The sequence below is a fragment of the Sphingomonas sp. G-3-2-10 genome (genome assembly GCF_012927115.1).
Lineage (GTDB): Bacteria > Pseudomonadota > Alphaproteobacteria > Sphingomonadales > Sphingomonadaceae > Sphingomonas.
In genome coordinates, this window is record NZ_JABBFY010000001.1 from 2,554,112 (window position 1) to 2,575,458 (window position 21,347).

The 21,347-nt window shown below is 67.0% G+C and carries 21 protein-coding genes; 11 read left to right on the forward strand and 10 right to left on the reverse strand.

The features are described 5' to 3' along the window. Window positions 1-7: 7 nt before the first annotated feature. Window positions 8-2,239 carry a hypothetical protein gene (locus HHL13_RS12910; protein ID WP_169556049.1) on the forward strand — a complete coding sequence of 744 codons (2,232 nt, stop codon included), beginning with the start codon at window positions 8-10 and terminating at the stop codon, window positions 2,237-2,239. Between the two features lie 13 nt (window positions 2,240-2,252). Here HHL13_RS12910 and HHL13_RS12915 read toward each other — a convergent pair whose 3' ends face one another. From HHL13_RS12915 to HHL13_RS12940, 6 genes are all read right to left on the reverse strand, one after another. After that, window positions 2,253-2,456 carry a DUF2945 domain-containing protein gene (locus HHL13_RS12915; protein WP_169556050.1) on the reverse strand — a complete coding sequence of 68 codons (204 nt, stop codon included), beginning with the start codon at window positions 2,454-2,456 and terminating at the stop codon, window positions 2,253-2,255. Between the two features lie 144 nt (window positions 2,457-2,600). Then, the gene (locus tag HHL13_RS12920) at window positions 2,601-5,708 is read right to left on the reverse strand and encodes a TonB-dependent receptor (RefSeq protein ID WP_169556051.1); all 3,108 of its coding nucleotides are present in this window, start codon (window positions 5,706-5,708) and stop codon (window positions 2,601-2,603) included. Between the two features lie 263 nt (window positions 5,709-5,971). Then, a complete protein-coding gene (locus tag HHL13_RS12925) occupies window positions 5,972-6,670 on the reverse strand; it encodes a Crp/Fnr family transcriptional regulator (protein ID WP_169556052.1) in 699 nt (232 codons plus the stop codon). A gap of 225 nt (window positions 6,671-6,895) precedes the next feature. Then, a complete protein-coding gene (locus tag HHL13_RS12930) occupies window positions 6,896-8,029 on the reverse strand; it encodes a GNAT family N-acetyltransferase (protein ID WP_240953704.1) in 1,134 nt (377 codons plus the stop codon). 48 nt (window positions 8,030-8,077) lie between these two features. Then, a complete protein-coding gene (locus tag HHL13_RS12935) occupies window positions 8,078-8,278 on the reverse strand; it encodes a hypothetical protein (protein WP_169556053.1) in 201 nt (66 codons plus the stop codon). A 69-nt stretch (window positions 8,279-8,347) separates the two neighbouring features. Then, complete coding sequence (locus HHL13_RS12940; RefSeq protein WP_169556054.1) at window positions 8,348-8,704, reverse strand: STAS/SEC14 domain-containing protein; 357 nt, start codon at window positions 8,702-8,704, stop codon at window positions 8,348-8,350. Window positions 8,705-8,744: 40 nt separating this feature from the next. Here HHL13_RS12940 and HHL13_RS12945 point away from each other — a divergent pair, with 40 nt between their 5' ends. Both HHL13_RS12945 and HHL13_RS12950 read left to right on the forward strand, forming a co-directional pair. Continuing rightward, window positions 8,745-9,215, forward strand: coding sequence for a DUF2721 domain-containing protein (locus HHL13_RS12945; RefSeq protein WP_169556055.1), 471 nt, complete (start codon window positions 8,745-8,747; stop codon window positions 9,213-9,215). Further along, window positions 9,212-9,610, forward strand: a complete 399-nt coding sequence (locus HHL13_RS12950; protein WP_169556056.1) for a DUF4345 domain-containing protein — start codon at window positions 9,212-9,214, stop codon at window positions 9,608-9,610. The genes HHL13_RS12945 and HHL13_RS12950 overlap by 4 nt, the downstream gene beginning before the upstream one ends. Window positions 9,611-9,641: 31 nt before the next feature. On the opposite strand, the gene HHL13_RS12955 is transcribed toward HHL13_RS12950, so the two are convergent. From HHL13_RS12955 to HHL13_RS12965, 3 genes are read right to left on the reverse strand one after another with little or no spacing between them, the layout of a single operon-like run. Next, on the reverse strand, window positions 9,642-11,231 hold the full coding sequence (locus HHL13_RS12955; protein WP_169556057.1) for an amidase: 1,590 nt from the start codon (window positions 11,229-11,231) through the stop codon (window positions 9,642-9,644). Window positions 11,232-11,282: 51 nt separating this feature from the next. Next, window positions 11,283-12,743 (reverse strand): carotenoid oxygenase family protein, encoded by a 1,461-nt coding sequence (locus HHL13_RS12960; protein ID WP_169556058.1) that lies wholly within the window; start codon window positions 12,741-12,743, stop codon window positions 11,283-11,285. Window positions 12,744-12,757: 14 nt separating this feature from the next. Further along, entirely contained in the window at window positions 12,758-13,216 is a 459-nt protein-coding gene (locus HHL13_RS12965; RefSeq protein WP_169556059.1) for a DUF2141 domain-containing protein, read from the reverse strand. A 129-nt stretch (window positions 13,217-13,345) separates the two neighbouring features. Between HHL13_RS12965 and HHL13_RS12970 the strand changes: the two genes are divergently transcribed. The 3 genes from HHL13_RS12970 (at window position 13,346) to HHL13_RS12980 (ending at window position 16,869) form a co-directional block, all read left to right on the forward strand. Continuing rightward, window positions 13,346-14,128 (forward strand): LytTR family DNA-binding domain-containing protein, encoded by a 783-nt coding sequence (locus HHL13_RS12970; protein WP_169556060.1) that lies wholly within the window; start codon window positions 13,346-13,348, stop codon window positions 14,126-14,128. 403 nt (window positions 14,129-14,531) lie between these two features. Continuing rightward, entirely contained in the window at window positions 14,532-16,451 is a 1,920-nt protein-coding gene (locus tag HHL13_RS12975) for a ribonucleoside-diphosphate reductase subunit alpha (protein WP_169556061.1), read from the forward strand. A 64-nt stretch (window positions 16,452-16,515) separates the two neighbouring features. Further along, complete coding sequence (locus HHL13_RS12980) at window positions 16,516-16,869, forward strand: DUF559 domain-containing protein (protein WP_169556062.1); 354 nt, start codon at window positions 16,516-16,518, stop codon at window positions 16,867-16,869. A gap of 137 nt (window positions 16,870-17,006) precedes the next feature. Here HHL13_RS12980 and HHL13_RS12985 read toward each other — a convergent pair whose 3' ends face one another. Further along, complete coding sequence (locus HHL13_RS12985) at window positions 17,007-17,252, reverse strand: DUF2171 domain-containing protein (RefSeq protein ID WP_169556063.1); 246 nt, start codon at window positions 17,250-17,252, stop codon at window positions 17,007-17,009. A gap of 89 nt (window positions 17,253-17,341) precedes the next feature. On the opposite strand from HHL13_RS12985, the gene HHL13_RS12990 reads away from it, so the two are divergent. From HHL13_RS12990 to HHL13_RS13010, 5 genes are read left to right on the forward strand one after another with little or no spacing between them, the layout of a single operon-like run. Continuing rightward, a complete protein-coding gene (locus HHL13_RS12990) occupies window positions 17,342-17,668 on the forward strand; it encodes a hypothetical protein (protein WP_169556064.1) in 327 nt (108 codons plus the stop codon). Next, complete coding sequence (locus HHL13_RS12995; RefSeq protein WP_169556065.1) at window positions 17,665-17,883, forward strand: hypothetical protein; 219 nt, start codon at window positions 17,665-17,667, stop codon at window positions 17,881-17,883. The genes HHL13_RS12990 and HHL13_RS12995 overlap by 4 nt, the downstream gene beginning before the upstream one ends. Further along, entirely contained in the window at window positions 17,880-18,203 is a 324-nt protein-coding gene (locus HHL13_RS13000; RefSeq protein ID WP_169556066.1) for a hypothetical protein, read from the forward strand. The genes HHL13_RS12995 and HHL13_RS13000 overlap by 4 nt, the downstream gene beginning before the upstream one ends. Continuing rightward, entirely contained in the window at window positions 18,200-20,161 is a 1,962-nt protein-coding gene (locus tag HHL13_RS13005) for an acyltransferase family protein (RefSeq protein ID WP_169556067.1), read from the forward strand. The genes HHL13_RS13000 and HHL13_RS13005 overlap by 4 nt, the downstream gene beginning before the upstream one ends. A 12-nt stretch (window positions 20,162-20,173) precedes the next feature. Continuing rightward, complete coding sequence (locus HHL13_RS13010) at window positions 20,174-21,232, forward strand: ribonucleotide-diphosphate reductase subunit beta (protein ID WP_169556068.1); 1,059 nt, start codon at window positions 20,174-20,176, stop codon at window positions 21,230-21,232. Window positions 21,233-21,347: the final 115 nt, after the last annotated feature.

The window sequence follows — 21,347 nt, forward strand, 5'->3', positions numbered from 1 at the left end:
AGAGTTTATGGGGCTGCGCTGGACAATTCTCACGGCTGCGGCCGTCCTCGCGACCCCGGTCGCGGCCCAGAAGATCGACCGGCACGCCCTCGTCACACGCCACAACATCACGCTGACGAAAGTCGATCCCCACGCCCCGCTGATGCTGGGCAACGGCAATATCGGCTTCACCGCCGACATCACCGGGCTCCAGACCTTCCCCGAGCAATATTCGCGCATCGCCCCGCTGCTGACGATGGCGCAATGGTCGTGGCACAGTTTCCCCAATCCCAACGGCTATACCGAGGCCGACGGGCTGGTGCAGGTGCCCGTCCCCGGCGGCGGCACCCAGCCCTATGCGTGGATCCGAGACTGGGCCGAACTCGACACCCGCCCGGCGCTGAAATGGCTGCGCGAGAACCCGCACCGCTTCTCGCTCGGCCGCGTCGCCTTGTCGCTGAAGCGCGCCGACGGAACGCCTGCCGCCTTCACCGATCTGACCAATACCCGCCAGACGCTCGACCTCTGGACCGGCACGCTCACCAGCAACTTCACCTTCGATGGCCAGCCGGTCACCGTCGAAACCCGCGTCCGCAGCAGCTACGACACCATCCTCGTCTCGGTCCGCTCGCCGCTCGTCGCCAGCGGCCGGGTCGGCGTCGAGGTCCGCTATCCGGGCGTGTCGCCCAAGATCAATCCCGATCCGCAGGACTGGTCGCGCGACGACAGCCACACCACCGCGGTGATCGAGAACAAGAACGGCCGCCTGCTCGCCCGCCGCCAACTCGACGACACGCGCTACTGGACCGGCATCGAATCCCCCGGCGCCACGATCGCGCAGGCCGGAGCCCACCGCTTCACCGTCACCGGCAAGGCACAGACGCTCACCGTCCAGGTCGGCTTCGGCCGTGATCCCGCACAGGTCGCCACCGGCGACTGGCGCGGCGCGGTGGCGAACAGCGTCGCGGGCTGGCGCAATTTCTGGACGAAGGGCGGCGCGATCGACTTCTCCGGCAGCACCGATCCCCGCGCCCCCGAACTCGAACGCCGCGTCCTGCTCTCGCAATATCTCGGCCGCATCAACCAGTCGGGCGATCTGCCGCCGCAGGAGGAGGGCCTGTTCTCGAACAGCTGGAACGGCAAGTTCCACCTCGAAATCACCCCGATCCATGCCGGTCACTGGGCCGCATGGGGCCGCCCCGAACTGCTCGAAAGGACGCTGCGCTGGTATCTCGAAACCCTGCCCCGCGCACAGGAAGTGGCAAAGCGCCACAATGTCGAGGGCGCGTGGTGGACCAAGATGTCCGGGCCCAATGGCTGGAACAGCCCGTCCACGATCAATCCCTTCATCATGTGGCAGCAGCCCCACCCGATCCTGATGGCGGAACTCGCATATCGCGCGAAGCCGACCCCCGCGACGCTCAAGCGCTACGCCGAACTGGTCGAGGAAACCGCGAAGCTCCTCGGCAGCTGGCCCCGCCGCGACGGCGATCGCTATGTCCTGAACGGCCCGATCGTCCCGGTGCAGGAGAACCATCCGCCCTTCACCACGCTGAACCCCGCCTATGAGGTCGAGGCGTTCCGCTGGGGCCTGATCGTCGCCCAGCAATGGCGCGAGCGCGCCGGCAAGCCGCGCAACGCGCATTGGGACGACGTGATCGCTAGGCTGGCCCCGCCCGCCCGGCGCGACGGCCTCTATCTGCCGGTCGAGAGCGAACCGGACTTCTGGCGCACCACGCAATCGAAGGAGTGCAGCCGCCACGCCGAGCCGCCGCTTTGCCTCAATCGCGACCATCCGTCCTTCCTGATGGCCTATGGCTATATTGGCGGCCGCGTCGACCGTGAGACGATGCGCCGCACCCTGCGCGCGGTCGAAAAGGACTGGGACCTGCGCCAGACCTGGGGCTGGGACTTCCCGATCGTCGCCATGACCGCCGCGCGTCTCGGCGAGCGCGAGAATGCGGTAGACTGGCTGTTCCGCGATCTGCCCAACAACAAATGGGGCGTCAGCGGCATGACTCCGCGCGTCCATCTCGAAGCCGAAAAGCAGCTGGTCGGCCCCGCTGCGGCAGGCGCGGGCGCAGGCCCCGACGGCCCCGGCTATGCCCGCGCGGCCGAAACCTATTTCCCGTCCAACGGCTCGCTGCTTTACGCGGTCGCGATGATGGCCGCCGGCTGGGACGGCTCGACCGGCCACGCCCCGGGCTTCCCGACCAGCGGCTGGAAGATCCGCACCGAAGGCATCCGGCCGATCCCCTGAGGCCCGGTCGCGCTCAGTCCGGTTTCAGCGCATCGGGCTTGTGCGCGGCGCGCTTGCCCTCGTCGGTCTCCACCAGAAACTCGGGATTGTCGTCCGAGGCCGCGACCTTGTGCCCCTTGATCGTCATGGGCGCGGTAAGCTTCTTCACCACCTTGCCATGCGCGGTTCCGCCATGACTGCTCCAGCGGACCGCATCGCCCTTCTTCAACGCCTTCATCGCATCTGCTCCTGCATCTGCGGTCACAGCGATTGAACGGCCGGGCCGTTCCCCGATCGCCGTGTACGAACCCGCGTCGCCCAGACAAAAAGAAAGGGGCGCGGCTTTCACCGCGCCCCTCAAGGGGAGGCATTTAACTTCGGCTCAGAACTTCACGATCGCGCCGATGAAGAACTCCTGCCGCAGCACGTCGTACGTCGCCGGATAGGTGTTCGAGCGGATCTGCGGGCTGCCGACCAGCGGCGGCTCGTTGCCGAACAGGTTGTTCACGCCGCCATAGACCTGGATCGGCTTGGCCACGTCGTAGCTGAACGACAGGTCGAAATAGTTCTGCGCCGGCAGCTCGGGATAGACCAAAGTGTTGAGCGCCGGCACCGTCGTTGCGCCTGAGCGCAGCGGGAGGATGTGCCGATCGTTCACGACGCCGCCGACATAGCGGTGACGCACGCTCAGCGTCAGGTCTCCGCTATTGTAGCTGACGCGGGTCGAGCCACGGAAGTTGGGCAGCGGCTCGCCGCACGTCGCGCCGAACGAGCCCGCGCAATAATTCTTGATGTTCGGGAAGGCGCGGACCGGGGTGATGGTGAAGTCCTGGGTATAGGTCCAGCTCGTCGAGATATCGAAGGTGCTGGTCGGCGCGAACAGGCCGAAATTCACCGGCAGGCTGTAACGCACCGCAACGTCGATGCCCGAGGTCTGCAGCGCACCGGTATTGGCGTTGCGGATCTGCGCGACATAGGGATCGTTGATCGCGCCCGAGAGCGGATCGCGGCGGATCGCCTGGCAGAACTCGCTGGCATTGTCCTGGATCACGTTGAAGCACAGGTTCAGCGTGTTGTTCAGGCCACCGCCCAGCTGCGAGATCGCGCCGTCGAGCTTGATGTTGAAATAGTCGATGCTCGCCCGGAAACGCGGGATGAAGGTCGGGGTGAATACCACGCCCGCGGTCCAGGTGTCGGACTTTTCGGCGCCGACGTTCGGATTGCCGCCGAAGTCGCCCGGGATGATGTTGTTGGGCTGCACGCCCGCGGTGAACACCAGCCCCGCCGGCACGCCATTGGCGATGCAGGTGTTGCGGACGGCCGTGGTCTGCTGCGCCACCGGCTGGCGGTCGGAGCAGGGATCGGTCGCCGCGCCGACGATGCGCTGCGATCCGCCGAACAGCTCGGCCACGTTCGGCGCGCGGATGGCGCGCTGATACTGGCCGCGCAGGGTCACGTCCGGGGTCGGCTTCCATTCGACGCCGCCCAGATAGGTCCACTGGCCGCCCACGCCCTTGAGGTCGTAATCCGAGTAGCGGAACGCGCCATTGGCCACGAGCGCGCCGACCGGCGACGCTTCGCTGAGCACCGGAATGCGGACTTCGCCGTAGATTTCCTTGGCCGAGACGCTGCCCGCGGTCGGCAGGCCGGCGTTGAAGCCCGCCACGTCGCCCGAGGACAGGAACGAGTCCGGATTGAACTGCGCTTCCGACTTGCGCCACTCGACGCCCAGCGAGAAGCCGACTGCGCCGGCAGGCGCACGGAACAGGTCGCCGGCGATGTTCGCCGCGGCGACCTGCTGCTCGGCCTGGGTCGAGTTGGTCGCGCTGATGCGGATCGCGGTGGCGCAGGCCGCCGAGATGTTCTGGCCGAAGATGTTGCACACCGGCGCCGTCGTCGGCGAGGCACGCAACACCGAAGCCTGCAGACGGCTGCGCGAGATCGCGTTGCGCAGGATCGTCGTCTCTTCGGTGCGGGCGTAGCTGTAATAGACGTCGTAGTTCAGGTTGGTCAGGAAGTTCTCGGACAGGTCGCCGATGTCGCCGCGGAAGCCGCCCGCGACGCGGAACACGTTGCGGCGCGCATCGGCCTGACGGTTGCCCACTTCGTTATAGCGCTTGCCGGCGGTGATCACCGCCAGGCCGTCGCCCGGCGTGGTGGTGTAGCTCGACGAACCCGCGCTGACGGTGGTCGTGCCGGTCTCGCGCAGGTCGAGCTGGCGCAGCACTTCCTGCATCTGGGGCGAGAGGTACGGATTGTTGACGTTGAACAGCGTGTTCACGCCGACGTTCGACGGCGCCAGCTGCGCGTTCACGCGGTTGTTCGAATAGTGCAGCTCCAGATAGCCCGTCACGCCCGGCGTGAAGTCGAAATGGCTGAAGCTGTTAAACATCCACCGCTCCTGCGGCATGATGAGGTAGTTGTCGGGCCCCAGGTTGAAGCGGTCGGCCGGATCCAGCGCGGCGCGGGCGGTGCTGCCGGCATCGTTGAAGGTGAAGCCGAACGAGCCCATGCCGCCGATGCCCGCTGCCGTATAGGCCGCGTTCAGGCCGGGGTTGGACTGGGCCGAACCCGGCGTCGGAACGCCCGAGAAGCGGCCATTGGGGATGTCGCCCGAACCCGAGTTGATGAAGCCCAGCTCGCCGCCCGAGCTGGTGCAGGCCGCGCCGCTCGCGCCCGAGAAGGGCGTGCCCGCGCGATCCGGACCGCCGCTGCCCGGCACGATGCAGCCATCGGCCAGCGCGTCATAGGCCCAGTCGCCACGGTCGCGGCGAGTGATCGCGCCACGCTTGGTATAGTTGCCCGAGATCACGGTATTGCCGCGTCCGTCGGCGAAGTTGCCGCCGATGGTCAGGTCCGCGCTGTAGTTCTTGGTGCCGGTCGCCGCGTCGATGCCGAACTGGCCGCGCGCTTCGACGCCTTCGAAATCCTTGCGCATCACGAAGTTGACCACGCCGGTGATCGCGTCCGAACCATAGACCGCCGACGAACCGCCGGTGACGACTTCGGTGCGCTCGATCAGCGCGGCGGGAATGGTGTTGAGGTCGGTGACCTGCTCCGGGCCATAGATGGCGAAGCGGCGGCCGTTGACCAGCACCAGATTGCGGGTGTTGCCGAAGCCGCGAAGGTTCACGTCGGCGGTGCCGCCGGGAACGGTGTTCGAGCTGGCGCCGCCATTGGTGGAGGGGACGAACTGGGGCGAGCTGCTCAGCAGGCGCTCGACGTTGGTCGTGCCGGTGAGCTTCACTTCCTCGCTGTCGACCACGGCAACCGGCGTCGATGCGTCGAAGCCGTCGCGGCGGATGCGCGAACCGGTGACGGTGATGGTGTTGCCTTCGGCTTCCTGCGCTTCGACGGCGGCGGCATCGTCGGGCGCGGCGGCGTCCTGCGCATATGCGGCGGACGGCGCGAGCGCCAGGAAACAGGCGGCAGCAATGCCCGTGCCGGCCAGCAGGCGGGCGCGACCGACGGTGCGAGTGATACGGATCATAATCTTCCCCTCTCCGAAACCTTGCTCAGTTCAACGAAGGCCGTGATGCCGGCTGACGCCGGTCTCGCTTGGCCGTTTACCTGATAACGCTAACAAATCTCATATTGTGAGATGCTATTCTATAAGATGAGAGCTTAGCCGTCAATCCGCTTTGTCGGAAAGACGCGGGACATGATTTGCAACGCTCCGAAATGGAGTCATTGCCGTGCGAATTCTGTATGTTAGGAAAATCCGAACGGCCCCGTCGGGCGCCTTCGCAAGGATTATTGCGCCGCAATCTCCAGCGCCTGACGATCGCGGATCGTCACGCCGCGCGAGCCGGGAAGCGCGATCGTCCCGGCATCCTTCAGCTTGGTCAGCTGGCGGCTGACCGTCTCGATCGTCAGCCCCAGCACTTCGGCCATTTCGCCGCGGGTCAGCGGCAGATCGAAGGTGACGGGCCCGAATCCGGTCGCGCGGCAGCCCCCGGTGCGGTCGGCCATGTCGAGCAGAAATCCGGCGACCTTCTCGCTCGCGCTCAGCCGGCCGAGCGCCAGCATCCGCCCGCGCGCTTCCTCCAGCGCGGCGAAGGTCCGCTGCAACAGCAGCCGCTCCATCCGCACATGATCCTCCAGCACCGCTTCGAACGGTCCGCGCGGGAACACGCACAGTTCGGCGTCGCTTACCGCGCTCACCGTGAATTCGGCTTCGCCCGCATAGGGCTTTCCGACGAAATCGGCCGGATAGAGCAGGCCGACAATCTGTTCGCGCCCGTCGGCGGTGCTCGCCGCCAGCTTGAGCACGCCCGAGAGAAGGTTGGCGCACACCGCGCTTTCCTCGCCTGCCCAGATCAACGTCTCGCCGCGCTTCAGCACGCGCCGCCGCCCCAGCGTGTTGAGCGCCTCCAGCTCGGCATCGTTCAGCGCGCCGCACAGCGCCTTGTCGCGCACCGCGCAATCCGCACAGATGGTCGCCGCTTCCATGCCCGCCACATAGGGCGCGCGGCACGAAATGTCGCTACGTGACTGTACCGAATTTGATGGCGGTCAAAGCGGACCGGCCGGACGGCGCGCAGGAACGGGTCACACCAACGGAGTGACCCCGATGTTCGCCAATAACGCCTTCCTCTATCTCGCCCTTGCCGAAGCCGTCGCCTTCATCGCCGTGGTCGGGTTCGTCAGCATCGAGGATGCGCTGCGCCGCCAGGCCTAGGCCTCGCCATCCTCGCCTGAGCCGGCCTCGCGGGCTGCGCCCTCGCGCTGCCCGCTGCGCTTCCACACCCCGCGCAGCAGCTTCGCCGCCAGCCCCACCGTGCCCGGCCGTACGAACAGCCAGTCGCGGATCGCCGGACCTTCGGCGGCGCCGATCACGCGCTTGTAGCCGCTGTCGCCCGCGCCCCAGTCGACGCGCGTCATCCCGTCCGCGATCGCGCGGACGAGGTTGCGGTAATAGAGCAATTTCCCCGGCGAATGCTTGCCGAAGGCCGGGTCATAGCTGTTGGCGATCGCGTATTTCAGCGCACCGGCGTTGAGATCGAACGAGAAGGCCGATGGCGCGCCGTCGACACGCAGCACCGCGGCCCACATCATCTCCGCGATCACCGGATCCTTCGCCGCCGCGCGCCAGAAGGTGCCGTGCCCCTGCGCGGTGAACTTGGCGTCGCTGCCGTCGGTCCGCGCTGCGATCCAGCTCTTTTCCTCGATCTCGCCCAGCGCGTCGAACGCGTCGTCGCGCCAAGCGCCGCCCGAGACGAACCCCCAATCGAGTTCGCCGTGCGAACCCAGATGCTTTTCGTGGAAGCGGTTCTTCTTCAGCGTCGAATTGCGCGGCCAGGTGCCTTCGGCCTGCGCGGCGGCCATGTCGAGCAGGTAGGAGTCCGCCACGAAACGGTCGAGCACCGCCCATCCCCTGGCCTTTGCCGCCGCTTTCAGCAGTTCCAACGCGGGGTCGCCGTCATAGACCGGCCCCACGCGCAGCGCGGTCACTTCGCGCGCCAGCCGCGGCAGCAATGCCTCGAACGCCTCGACGCCCGCATCCTCGCGCACCGGAAAGCTGCGGAACGGCCAGTAGCAGCCCGGCACCTGCGCCAGGCCTAGCCGCTCGGGGCCCTTGCCCACGATCGGCAGGGCGAGCACCGGCGAACCCTCGCGGCTGACCGTCAGCGTCCGCGCCGCGCCGCCATAGGCTGCCAGCGCGGCGGCATACCATCCGTATCGCAGGAACCGGTGCGTCGGCGCCGCGCCTTCCGCCACGGCATCGATTCCGCCCGCCAGACCATCGACGCACTCCACCGCCAGCGCAGGCGGCAGGCGCGTGAATTCGTCGAGCGGCATCGGTTTCATAGGCCCCGCCTTAGCGCAGACCCGTTACCAAGCCGTTTTGAGTGGCACCTACTTCTTGAGCGTCACCCAGATCGAAACCGGGGTCACCACCTTGCCCGGCGCGGGCTTGCCCACATCGATCCGCTCGGCGGTCACCAGCTCGCCGCTGGCGAGGTTGAAGGCGGTCCACGGCTTGGGCATCCGCCCGAAGCTCATCTTCTGAATCGGCTGGCCCGTGGCCGTGTCCATGATCGTCGCGACAATACCCATGCCGCGCCGATAGCCAGCCCTCGGACTCGCTGTCCAGCGACCCCTCGCGGCTATCCACAGCTTTCGGCGTTACCCCCGCGCCCAAGCCCGCGCCGCTTCGACCTCCGCCAGCGGAAACAGCTTCAGCTCGCCCGGATAGAAAGGCGCGGCCACTTTCGACGCCATTTCCAGCCACGACACGTCGGTCACCAATGCCACACGTCCGATCTTCGACAGATGCCCGACGCCCCAGCCGATATCCCTCCACCAAGCGCCCATCTCCATGCCCGAGAAACTGCGCACCATCGCGACGCCGTTCAGCTTGCCATGTTTCGCGATCACCGCCTCCATCGCCGGTATCGCTGCGTCATATTCGGCGCGCGTGACGCCGCCATCGACGACAAACTCCATCACGCCGGTCTCGTCATCGGTCTCGAACGTCATCATTATCGACTTCCTTCCGCGCACTCCGCATATAGGCGTTCAAATGCTCGAAGGCCCCTATCTCTCCACTGTCTCGGCCACCATTCAGGCGGCGATCGCGCCGGTGTTCCTGCTGGCGGGCATCGGGGCCTTCCTCAACGTCATGGTCGGCCGCCTCGCCCGCATCGTCGACCGCGCGCGCCAGATCGAGCAGCTCCATCCCCGCTCGACCGGGCCGGAGCATGACCGCCACGTGTGGGAGCTGCGCATCATCGACAAGCGCATCTCGGTCATCAACAACGCAATCTTCCTGTGCGTCGCCAGCGGCCTCGCCATCTGCATCGTCGTCGCCGCCCTGTTCGTCTCGCGCCTCGCCAACTGGCACCTCGGCGCGGCGGTAGCCTTGTTCTTCGTCATCTCGATGCTGCTGCTGATGGCCGGGCTGATCTATTTCCTCGTCGAGGTGCGCATGTCGCTCAAGGCGATCCACGTCCGCGAGGAACTGCTCGAGCTCGACAACAAGCAGAAGAAATGAGCCCGGCCGCCGAGCGCCGCCTGCTCCAGAGCGTCGCGAGCCTCGCGGCCCTCATCCCGATCGGCGCCGCCACCGCCGGAATCGTCGGGGGCGCAAGCTGGCTCACCCACGCTCCGGTCCCGCCCGATCTCGACAGTCATTTCCGCTACCTGTCGGGTATCTTCCTCGGCGTCGGCATCGCCTTCGCCACCTGCATCCCCGGCATCCAGCACAAGACCAGCCGCTTCCGCCTGCTCGGCGCGCTGGTCGTCACCGGCGGCCTCGCCCGCGCCTTGTCGCTGGCCAGTGTCGGCGCCCCATCCGCCGGGCACCTCGCCGGTCTCGGCGTCGAACTGATCGTGATGCCCTTATTGCTGCTGTGGCAGGCCCGCGTGGCGAAGCGCTTCGCTTCTTAGCCCTCTCCCGCATGCGGGAGAGGCAAGAAAATCACCGAGGCCCCAGCTCCGCTTCCACGCTCGGCAGGTAACGCGGCTTCGCCCGCGCCTTCGATTGCTGCTCATAGGCATAGCCCGCCTTCAGCAGCAGCCCTTCGCCATACGGCGCGCCGATAAAGCTCAGCCCCACCGGCAGCCCACCGGCCAGCCCCATCGGCACCGTCAGGTGCGGATAGCCCGACACCGCCGGCAACTGGCTGGCCGAAGGGCCCGCGCCGCTGTCGCCATGTACCGGATCGCTCAGCCAGGCCGGCCCGGTGGTCGGCATGACGATCAGCTGGACGCCGCCCGTCCTGAGCATCGCCGAAATGCCGTCCTCGCCCGCCAGTTTCAGCGACTTGGCCCGCGCGTCCTTGTACGCCGGATCGTCCAGCCCCTTGGTCTTCGCCGCCATCTCGAAGATGTCCTGCGTGAAATAGGGCATCTCGCGATCCCGGTTCGCGACGTTGAACGCGATCAGCTGATCCAGCGTCCGCACCGTCACGCTCGCGGGCGTGGTCGCCAGATAGGCGTCGAGATCGGCCTTCAGCTCGACCAGCAGCACCATGAACTCGGCCTCGCGGAGCCCCGGCATCGCCGGCATCTTCACTTCGACCAGCACCGCGCCCGCCGCTTCCAGATCCTTCAGCGCCGCATCGAACCGCGCGCTCACCGCCGCCGACAGGCTCGCCGGGCGGATATAGCCCACCCGCATCCCGCGCAGCCCGTCGGGCGACAGGCCCGCCGCATAGTCGCGGCGATATTTGTCGGCATCCTTGGTCACCGCGTCGGCAGGATCGCTGCCGATCATCGCCGAGAACAGCAGCGCCACGTCCCTCACGCTGCGCCCCATCGGCCCCGGCGTATCCTGGCTGTGGCTGATCGGCACGACATGGGTGCGGCTCACCAGCCCCACGGTCGGCTTCAGCCCGACCAGCCCGTTCATCGACGAGGGGCATACCACCGATCCGTCGGTCTCGGTTCCCACCGCCGCCGCCGCCAGGCTCGCCGCCGCCGCCGCGCCCGAACCGCTCGACGATCCGCACGCGGTGCGATCCAGCGCATAGGGATTGCGCACCAGCCCCCCGGCCGCGCTCCACCCGCTCATCGAATCGGTCGACCGGATGTTCGCCCATTCGCTGAGGTTGGTCTTGCCGAGGATCACCGCGCCCTGCGCGCGCAGCCGCGCCACCACCGGCGCATCGCGCTTGGTGTCATTGTCCTTCAGCGCCAGCGACCCCGCCGTGGTCGGCATTTCGCGCGTCTCGATATTGTCCTTGATCAGCACCGGGATGCCGTCGAGCGGCCCCAGCAGCTTGCCCGCCGCGCGCCGCCGGTCGCTCGCCCGCGCCTGCTCGATCGCATCGGGCGCGATCGCGATCACCGAACGCAGCGTCGGCCCCTTCCGGTCGATCGCCTCGATCCGCGCCAGATAGCCGCGCACCAGCAATTCGCTGGTCACGTCGCCGCTCGCCAGCCAGCCGCGCAACTGATCGATCGACGCTTCCTCGACCGACGGCACCGGCCGGACGACCGGCGCCACCTGCGCCATCGCCGGAACCGCCGTGCCGAGCATCAGCGCCAGAGCCATCATCGTCCGCATGTCATGCCCCCTCGAAACCAGAGGGTGAGCCTAGGCCACGGCGTCCCCGCGTCAACCGCGCCGGAAGGTCCCGTGGAACCCGACGGGCAGCGCCACGTCCGCACGCCAGCTCGCCACCGGTCCGGCCTCGATCCGCCGCGCGTCGATCACATGCAGCTCGGTCGCCTTCGCGTCGAGGTTCACGCTGGTCCCCACCAGCCATCCCGCATCCTCGGCCTCGCCGCCGGGCACGAACAGGAATTCCTCGATCAGTTGCCGCGCGCCGAAATCATATTCGCGCGCCACCTGCTGCTCCCAGTCGTACAGCCCGACCCCGCGCGCGAACGGACGGTCGGCGCGGTTCAGCCCGGCATAGGCCGTGAAGCGCCGCCGCACGCCCGCGCGCCTCTTGTCGTTCTGCGGAAACTCGGCGCGAACGCCCGAAGGCGTCATCGTCGTGCGGCCATTTGCGTGAAGCGCGATCATCGTCAGGATCGGCGCGGGCGTCGCGCTGTGCCGCCCGATCAACAGGTCGGATGCTTCGCGCACCCCGAACTCGGGATCGCTGGTCAGGCACCCGTCGAACCGGATCGTCCCGTCGCCTTCCTCCCATGCATCGCCCAGATGGAAGAAGGCGAAGGCCGGCAACTCGAACACCCGGCGCTTGGTCAGGTCGTCCTTGTCGACCACCAGCACCTGCGTCCCCGCCTCCGGCTTCCATTCCAGCCCGGTCGACAGCGGCAGCGCGTCGCGCGTCTGCATCCAGGGCTGGAGCACGATCACCAGATGCCGCGCGGTCGCGGTGAAATCATGGACCGAGCTGGCGCGCGGCAGGCGGATCAGCTGCGCCTGCGCCAGCGCCCCGCCCGGCGACAGCTTCCACACCATCGCATTGGCGCCCGCCAGCCCCAGATTCCACACCGTCCCGTCGGGCTCCACGCGCGGATGGGCCAGGAACGGCATCTGCGCCAGATCGGGGCGCAGCGTCTTCGGCCCGCGCGTCTCCAGCGTGTCGGGGTCCAGCCGGTACGCCGATCCGCCTTCCCACAGCGCCCACAGCTCGTCGCCCGCCATCATCACGCTGGTGTTGGCGGCGTTGGCCGAATCCGGCCCGGTCAGCACCGCGCCCGCGCGGCGCGGCGTGCCGAACCCCGGCATCACCATCGCGCCCAGCTTGCTTTCCTGGCGCCTTTTGTCGGTATCGACGAAGCGCGCCGCGATCCGCGCCTGCCCGTCCGCGATGGCAAAGCGCCGCACCATCCCGTCGCCGTCGAACCAATGGGTCGTGTCGCCGCCCGGCCGGTGGAACTTGGCCGGGCCGTTGCGGAACAGCACGCCCTTCAGCGCGTGCGGAGCGCGGCCATGCACGAGCCGCATCGCGCGCGGGCCGATGTCGGCTTCGACATCGGCGACGCCCAGCGTCCAGTCCGCCGGCAGCGTCGCAGCAAACAATTTCTCGGGCGGCAGCAGCATTGCGGCCCCGGCGAACAGGCCGGCGCCCAGCAGGCGGCGGCGGTCGAGCTGGATCGTCATCGTCCCCGGCCCCTTCAGCGCAGCGTGATGATCTGGACCGACGCACCCGCGCCGATCTCGAACGCCGCGGCATCCCATGCCGGCGATCCGCGATCGCCCACCGCGTCGCGCGAGAAGCCGAACGGCTCGATCGGAATGCCGAACGGGTTCATCGTCAGCTTCCCGTCGCCATCGGCATCGTGGAACACCTTCACCGCGTACCGCCCCGGCGCCAGCCCCTCGACCTTCACTTCATTGCCCTGCGCCACCTGCAGCATCGCGACGCGAACCGGCGCGCCGCCGTTCCAGCTCGCCTCGTCCTTGTAGATCGCGATCATCACCGCGCCCTTGGCTTCGCGGATCCCCTCGAAGTGCAGCGTCAGCGTCGCGGCGGCGGCCTGCGCATCGGGCGCGGGCCGGGCGATCGCCGCAACGGGCATCGCGGTCAGGATCAGGGCGGGGGCGGCAAGTGCGGCCATCAGGGGACGGATCATCTTTCGGGAACTCCACTTTGGTTCGACAAGCTTTCGATGCCGCCGCTAAGGAGGTCGCGTCATTCGCAATTGCGCGATCGGGGGCCTTGAATGCGTGAGTTGCAGGGGAACGCCATTGGCGCTTCGCGAATGGCGGCTCGCTTCCCCCGCCACCGGCGCGGCTTCGTCGTCGCGACCATCGCCGCGGTGCTGCTGGCGCTCACCGGCGCGTTCGGCACCTATGCGATCGGCCTCGTCCCACGCCTCGCCTACTGGCTGCTGGTCATGGAAAGCGGCGCGCTGATCGGCATGGGGGTCACCACCGGCATGATGGCGTGGGGCGGGCTGAGCCGCCGACCCTGGGTCGAGGGGTTCGCGATCACCCTGCTTATCGCTTTGCCGCACACGTTGGTGGTGATCGGCTCCAGCATCGCCTTCTTCAATCTGGGCCGGATCGGCCTCGGCACCATCCTCGTCTTCTTCGGCTTCGTCTGGGTCATCACCGCCACGGTCACCGCCGTGAACATCGCCATCGAAAAGCCCGCCGCCGCGCCGGCGCCGCCCGGGTCACTCGCCGCTGCCGAACCCGCGCCGCCCGAACCGGCCGCCCCGCTCCGCCCGCGCCTCGCCGATCGCCTGCCGCCGCATCTGCGCGAATCGCCGATCGTCGCGCTTCAGGCCGAGGACCATTATCTGCGCGTCCATACCGAGGCGGGTTCGGACCTGATCCTCCTGCGCCTCACCGACGCGATGGCAGAGCTCGAAGGGCTGGACGGCGCGCGCACCCATCGCAGCTGGTGGGTCGCCCGCGCCGCGATTCGCGCCGTCGATCGCCGCGACGGGCGCGCCGAACTGACCCTGAGCGGGGGAATCACCGCGCCGGTCAGCCGATCCGAGCTGCCCCGGCTGCGCGATGCGGGCTGGTTCGCCTGATCCATCCACAGGAAAAATAAAGCTGGTTTTCGGCAATTCCGCACTTGCCTTTCCAGAACGCTAGGAAAGTCCACGCGTCGCGGCCTGCGCGTCTTCCGGACCGTCCACGAAACGAGTCATTTTAGCGACGAACCGAGTCCGGAATTAACCATTTAGCATCTTGTGCCCGGATTCGAGATGGCACAATCTGTAGTGGTTGCACTGAGGGGCGAACTCTAGCACTGGTATCACCGTCCCCACGGCCTTATGTCGTGGATAAGGTTGCTTGTGCCCGGTGGATAAGGCTGTGGACACTTTTTGTTCTCGCCTCGACCCGGTCCGATGTTAAGGTCGGAATTCGCCCCCGAGTCGCTTCGAAGCCCCGCAGACGGGGCGTGTAAGGGCAGTCAGGGGAAGTAGCGTCATGGAATTCAGGGACACCGAGAACAGCGTGAACGACATCGTCACCGACACCCCCGCACCGAAGGCGGCAAAGGCGCCCAAGGCCGCCAAGGCCAAGGCCGAGGCGCTGACGTCGCGCGATGTCGCTCCGGCGCTCTATTCGCTCGAAGTCGATCACAGCCGCGACGCGCTGCTAACCGATTTCGGCAAGGACACGCTGAAGGATCGCTATCTGCTCCCGGGCGAAAGCTTCCAGGATCTCTTCGTCCGCGTCGCCTCGGCCTATGCCGACGATCATGCGCACGCCCAGCGCCTCTACGACTATATCTCGAAGCTGTGGTTCATGCCCGCCACGCCGGTTCTCTCGAACGGCGGCACCGGTCGCGGCCTGCCCATCTCCTGCTTCCTCAATTCGGTGCCCGACAGCCTGAACGGCATCGTCGATACCTGGAACGAGAATGTCTGGCTCGCATCGCGCGGCGGCGGCATCGGCACCTATTGGGGCTCGGTGCGCGGCATCGGCGAGCCGGTCGGCCTCAACGGCAAGACCAGCGGCATCATTCCCTTCGTCCGCGTGATGGACAGCCTGACGCTCGCGATCTCGCAGGGTTCGCTGCGCCGCGGTTCGGCTGCCTGCTATCTCGACATCTCGCACCCGGAGATCGAGGAATTCCTCGAAATCCGTAAGCCTTCGGGCGATTTCAACCGCAAGGCGCTCAATCTGCACCACGGCGTGCTGATCCCCGACGCCTTCATGGAAGCGGTGCGCAACGGCGAGGACTGGACGCTGCGCAGCCCGAAGGACGGGTCGGAGCGCGGCCAGGTCAATGCGCGCGCGCTGTTCCAGAAGCTGGTCGAAACCCGCCTCGCGACCGGCGAGCCGTACATCGTGTTCGCCGATCACGTGAACAACAACATGCCCAAGCATCACCGCGATCTGGGCCTCAAGGTCTCGACCTCGAACCTCTGCTCCGAAATCACCCTGCCCACCGGCAAGGACCATCTCGGCAAGGAGCGTACGGCGGTGTGCTGCCTCTCGTCGCTCAACCTCGAGACCTGGGATCAGTGGAAGGGCGAGAAGGGCTTCATCGAAGACGTCATGCGCTTCCTCGACAATGTCCTTCAGGACTATATCGACCGCGCCGAGCCCGGCATGGAAAAGGCCGCCTATTCTGCGGGCCGCGAGCGTTCGGTGGGCCTCGGCGTGATGGGCTTCCACTCGTTCCTTCAGGCCCGCGGCCTGGCGTTCGAGGGCGGCACCGCGAAGAGCTGGAACAACCGCATCTTCAAGCACATCAAGGCGCAGGTCGATGAAGCTTCGATGCAGCTCGCGGTCGAGCGCGGGCCGTGCCCCGACGCCGCCGACATGGGCGTGATGGAGCGCTTCAGCTGCAAGATGGCGATCGCCCCCACCGCGTCGATCTCGATCATCTGCGGCGGCGCTTCGGCCTGCATCGAGCCGATCCCGGCCAACATCTATACCCACAAGACGCTCAGCGGCTCGTGGTCGGTCCGCAACCCGTATCTGGAAAAGCTCCTCATCGAGAAGAGCAAGAACAGCGACGCGGTGTGGAACTCGATCCTCGAGATGGGCGGCTCGGTCCAGCATCTCGACTTCCTCAGCCAGGAGGAAAAGGACTGCTACAAGACCAGCTTCGAGATCGACCAGCGCTGGATCCTCGAACTGGCCGGCGACCGCGCACCCTATATCGATCAGGCGCAGTCGCTGAACCTGTTCATCCCGGCGGACGTCGAGAAGTGGGATCTGCTGATGCTCCACTTCCGCGCCTGGGAACTGGGCATCAAGTCGCTCTACTATCTCCGCTCCAAGTCGGTGCAGCGCGCCGGCTTCGCGGGCGGCGTCGAAGCCGACAACACGATCGACGCGCCGAAGTTCGAGGTCGAAAGCCGCGACTACGACGAATGCCTCGCGTGCCAGTGAGGCTCTGATTCCCTCTCCCATTGGGAGAGGGAAGGAGCCGCGCAGCGGCGGAAGGGTGAGGGTGATGCGCCTCTACCAGAACCAACCCTCAGGAACGGTCGCAAGGCTCAAGGAAGCCCGCCGCAATCCGACTGAAGCGGAAAGCAAATTGCTTCGTGCGCTCCGCAAGACATTCCCCGAGCACAAATGGCGCTTCCAGGCCCCGATGGGCCCTTTCCGCGTCGATTTCATGTGCTTTGCGCAGCGGCTGGTGATCGAAGTCGATGGCGCCACCCATACCCAGACCGAAGACTATGACGCGGCGCGCACCCGCTTCATCGAGAATGAAGGATTTCGAGTGCTGCGCTTCTGGAACAACGACGTGATGGGAAATGCCGAAGGGGTGATCGCAACGATCGCCGTGGAGTTGGGACGGTGACGCACATCCGTCACCCTCACCCTTCCCACGCGCTACGCGCGCGGGCCCCTTCCCTCTCCCTTTGGGAGAGGGAAGGGGCCCATTGCGCCAGCAATGGGAAGGGTGAGGGTGACCGGCTCTCCTTAGGGGCTACCTATTCACTCCGCCTCCTCCTCGAACGCCAGCGCGTTCGCCGCGGTCGCGCTCAGGCGCACCTTGTCGCCTTCGACCGTCGCGACCAGCCCCAGCGGGATGGTGTGGTGATGGCCCTCGTGCGAGCCCTGCCCGCTGTCCGCCTTGGTCAGCTTGATCGTGTGGTGGCTGACCTTGTCGACCGTGCCGACATGCACGCCGTCGGCGCCGATCACTTCCATATGTTCCTTGATTGCGCTCGCATCGGTCATCGTTCGTCTCCTGCGGGAAATGGACATTCGGGGGCACAACGCCCCGCGCGCCCGAACGATGCACGCCCGATGTTCCGGAGTATCGCCGCATGATCCGCCTGCGTACCGCCCTCGTCCTCGCAACGCTCCCGCTGCTCGCCGCCTGCGCGAAGCAGCTGCCGGCGGGCGTTGTCCCGGGCGCGCCCGGCTTCCTGCTCGGCCTGTGGCACGGCTTCATCTTCCCGGTGGCGTGGTTCATCAGTCTCGTCGTGCCCGACGTCGCGATCTATGCCGTGCCCAATAATGGCGGCTGGTATGATTTCGGCTATTTCCTCGGCATCTGCGTGTTCGGCGTCGGCGCCAATCGCGGGCGCAAGACGATCACCGTCTATCGCGACCGGCCCGCGCGCCGCGGCACGGTGATCGACCACGAATGAGCTGGACCTTCCTCCTGATCCAGGCAGGCGCCCTGTGCCTGGCCGCGCTGGGGCTCACGCTCCTCGCGCGGCCGGCGCTTGCCCGCGCGCTGCTGCGTCTGGAGGATAGCGAAGCCGCCGCCTACGCCCTGCGCATCGGCGGCGCGATGATCTTCGCGGCGTCGCTGTTTCTCGCGGGTTTCTCCGCCGCCTATCGACTGGCGGTGCGAGCATGAGCAGCACCGCTTTCCTTGCCGTCCTTCTTGTCTCGCTGATCCTCTCGGCGCTGGAAGTAGCGGTCGTGCCGAGACTCCACGCCTTGATCGTCCGGAGGCACGCCCGCCGGCTGGCCGCGCGTCTGCAACGCGGGGAAGACCGGCATTTCGAAGAACTGCGCTCGATCGAAGCAGCCGCACCGGAGCCGCTGTCGGCAGTGTCCGCACGGCCGGGCTTCCGCACGGTTTACGCATTCAATTTCGTCCGCCTCTATATCGCGTTCGCTATTGTCTCTCTGCTGCGCTGGTTGACGGACCTCCCGTCGGATCCATTCGCATGACCGCCACCCCCGCCCCGCGCCTCGGCTTCCGCGCCGACATCAACGGCCTCCGCGCGATCGCGGTGCTGGCGGTGATCGCCTATCATTTCGGCATCCCGCCCTTCAAAAGCGGCTTCACCGGGGTCGATGTCTTCTTCGTCATCTCGGGCTATCTGATGACCGGCATCGTGCTCGGCCGGCTCGATCGCGACACCTTCACCCTGGCCGGCTTCTGGCTCGATCGCGCCCGCCGCATCATCCCCGCGCTCGCGCTGCTGGTCGCGAGCGTGCTGGCGCTCGGCTGGTTCATCCTGCTGCCCGACGAATATATCATCCTCTCGAAGCACGCCGCCGGGGCCGCGACCTTCCTGTCGAACATCAGCTTCTACAGCGAGGCGGGCTATTTCGATCCCGGCGCGGACCAGAAATGGCTGCTCCACACCTGGTCGCTCTCGGTCGAGTGGCAATTCTATCTTCTCTACCCGCTGCTGCTGCTCGCGCTCGACCAGTTCGCCCCGCGCCGCCTGCTCCGCTGGATCCTCGCGGGCCTCGCCGCCCTGTCGTTCGCGGTGATGGTGTGGCTGCACGAGAGCGAGCCCAACGCCGCCTTCTTCCTGCTGCCTCCGCGCGCGTGGGAGATGCTGGCGGGCGGCATCGTCTTCCTCACCCCCGCGCTCGGCGGCCGCGCATCCCGCGCCGCGCAGCTCTGGGGTTTCGCGCTGATCCTCATCTCGGCGATCGCCTTCCGGCCCGAGGACTGGCCCCACGAATGGGCGCTGCTCCCCGTGCTCGGCACCGCGCTGGTGATCCTCGCCGGGCGCACCGATTCGCGCATCACCGGCAACCGCCCCGTCGCGCTGATCGGCCTGGCGTCCTATTCGATCTACCTCTGGCACTGGCCGGTGGTCGCGCTGGTCGCCCGCCTCGGCCATGCCGGCCAGTGGAAGTGGATCGCCGGCGGCATCGCCGTCTCGTTCCTGCTCGGCTGGCTCTCGTGGCGCTATATCGAGCGCATCGCCCAGCCGCGCACCGACAAGCCGCGCATCCATACCGGCCCGACCCGGTTCGACTGGCGCCCGCATGTCGTATTCGTCCTGCCGATCCTCGCGCTGGCCGGCGTCAGCGGCCTCATCTGGCAGGCGCGCGGCATCCCCTCGCGCTTCTCGCCCGAGGTCCAGCTGGTCTTCCGCGACGCCCAGCCCGCCGCGCTGCGCGAAGCCGCGCCCTGCTATTCGCACATCGCCGAAGTGCCCCAGCCCTGCATCCTCGGTCCCGAGCGCGGCCCGCTGCTCGCCACCGTGCTGGGCGACAGCCATGCCGAAGTCGCGGTCCGCGCGGTGATGGATGCGCGCCCCTCGCCCGATGCCGGCGCGATCGCGTTCAACGCCTATGCCGCCTGCCCGCCGGTCCTCGGCGTCCGGACCAAGTCGCAATGCGGCGCCTTCGTCACTCGCTTCCTCGAGCCGATGGCGGCGAAGCCGCGCACCGAGCCGCTGGTCCTCGCCGCACGCTGGGCATGGCATTTCCGCAGCGAAGTCTATCGCTTCCCCGACGGCAAGGGCATCGGCCCGAACCTCGTCGCCTCGATGTGCCGCCTCGCCAGGGCGGGGCCGACCTATGCGGTGATGCCCACGCCCGAATTCCCCGAATTCTGGGTCTCGCGCGAGCTGCAGCACCGCCTCGTCGCCGATCCGAACGCGCCCGACATCGTCCAGCCCCGCGTCCGGTTCGACGCGATGAGCCGCGCCGCCGCCACCGCGCTGCGTCAGGCCGCGGCGCAATGCGGCCTTCGCCTGCTCGATCCCGCACCCTATATCTGCGACGACAAGGTCTGCCGCGGATCGATCCATCGCCGTTCGATCTTCCGCGACGAAAACCATCTCAGCACCTATGGTATCACCATGCTGGTGCCGATGTTCCGCCCGGTCTTTGCCGCCCCGCCGGCAACCCGGTCCGCCACCCCGAATCCAGTTCAGTAAGGAGCTACGCCCATGTCCCTTCTCGAAGCCCGCAAGACCTACAAGCCCTTCGAATATCCCTGGGCCTACGAGTTCTGGAAGCGCCAGCAGCAGATCCACTGGATGCCCGAGGAAGTGCCGCTGGGCGAGGATTGCCGTGACTGGGCGCAGAAGCTCTCGGATCACGAGCGCAACCTGCTGACGCAGATCTTCCGCTTCTTCACCCAGGCCGACGTGGAAGTGCAGGATTGCTACCACGAGAAATACGGCCGCGTGTTCAAGCCGACCGAGATCAAGATGATGCTCGCCGCCTTCTCCAACATGGAGACGGTGCACATCGCCGCCTATTCGCATCTCCTCGACACGATCGGCATGCCCGAGAGCGAGTACGGCATGTTCCTCGAATATAGCGAGATGAAGGACAAGCACGACTATCTGCAGAATTTCGGCGTCGATACCGACGAGGATATCGCCAAGACGCTCGCCATGTTCGGCGGCTTCACCGAAGGGCTTCAGCTCTTCGCGTCCTTCGCAATGCTGATGAACTTCCCGCGCTTCAACAAGATGAAGGGCATGGGTCAGATCGTCTCATGGTCGGTCCGCGACGAGAGCCTGCACTGCGAAGGCATCATCAAGCTGTTCCACGCCTTCACGCGCGAGCGCGATTGCCTGACCAAGTCGGTCAAGAGCGACATCATGGACATGTGCCAGACGACGGTGCGCCTCGAGGACGCGTTCATCGACCTCGCCTTCGAACAGGGCCCGGTCGAGGGCATGACGCCCAAGGAGATCAAGAAGTATATCCGCTACATCGCGGACTGGCGCCTGGGCCAGCTCAACCTCAAGCCGATCTACATGATCGACGAGCACCCCCTCCCCTGGCTCGCCCCGCTGCTCAACGGCGTCGAACACGCTAACTTCTTCGAACAGCGCGCCACCGAATATTCGAAGGGCGCGACGCGCGGCAACTGGAACGAAGTGTGGGACTCGTTCGACAAGCGCCAGAAGGCGAAGGCGGAAAAGCCGGCGAACGAGGACGCCGCCGATGGCGGGGCGGATATGTTCGCCAAGGCTGGGATTGCGGCGGAGTGAGGTTTGCTGGGCAGGGGATTAGTGTAAGCTAATCCCCGCTCCACGGCGGCACGCCCGGCTGGCTGCGCCAGCAGAGCCGACCGACGAAGGCACGGGCTTGGCCCGTGCTCAGACG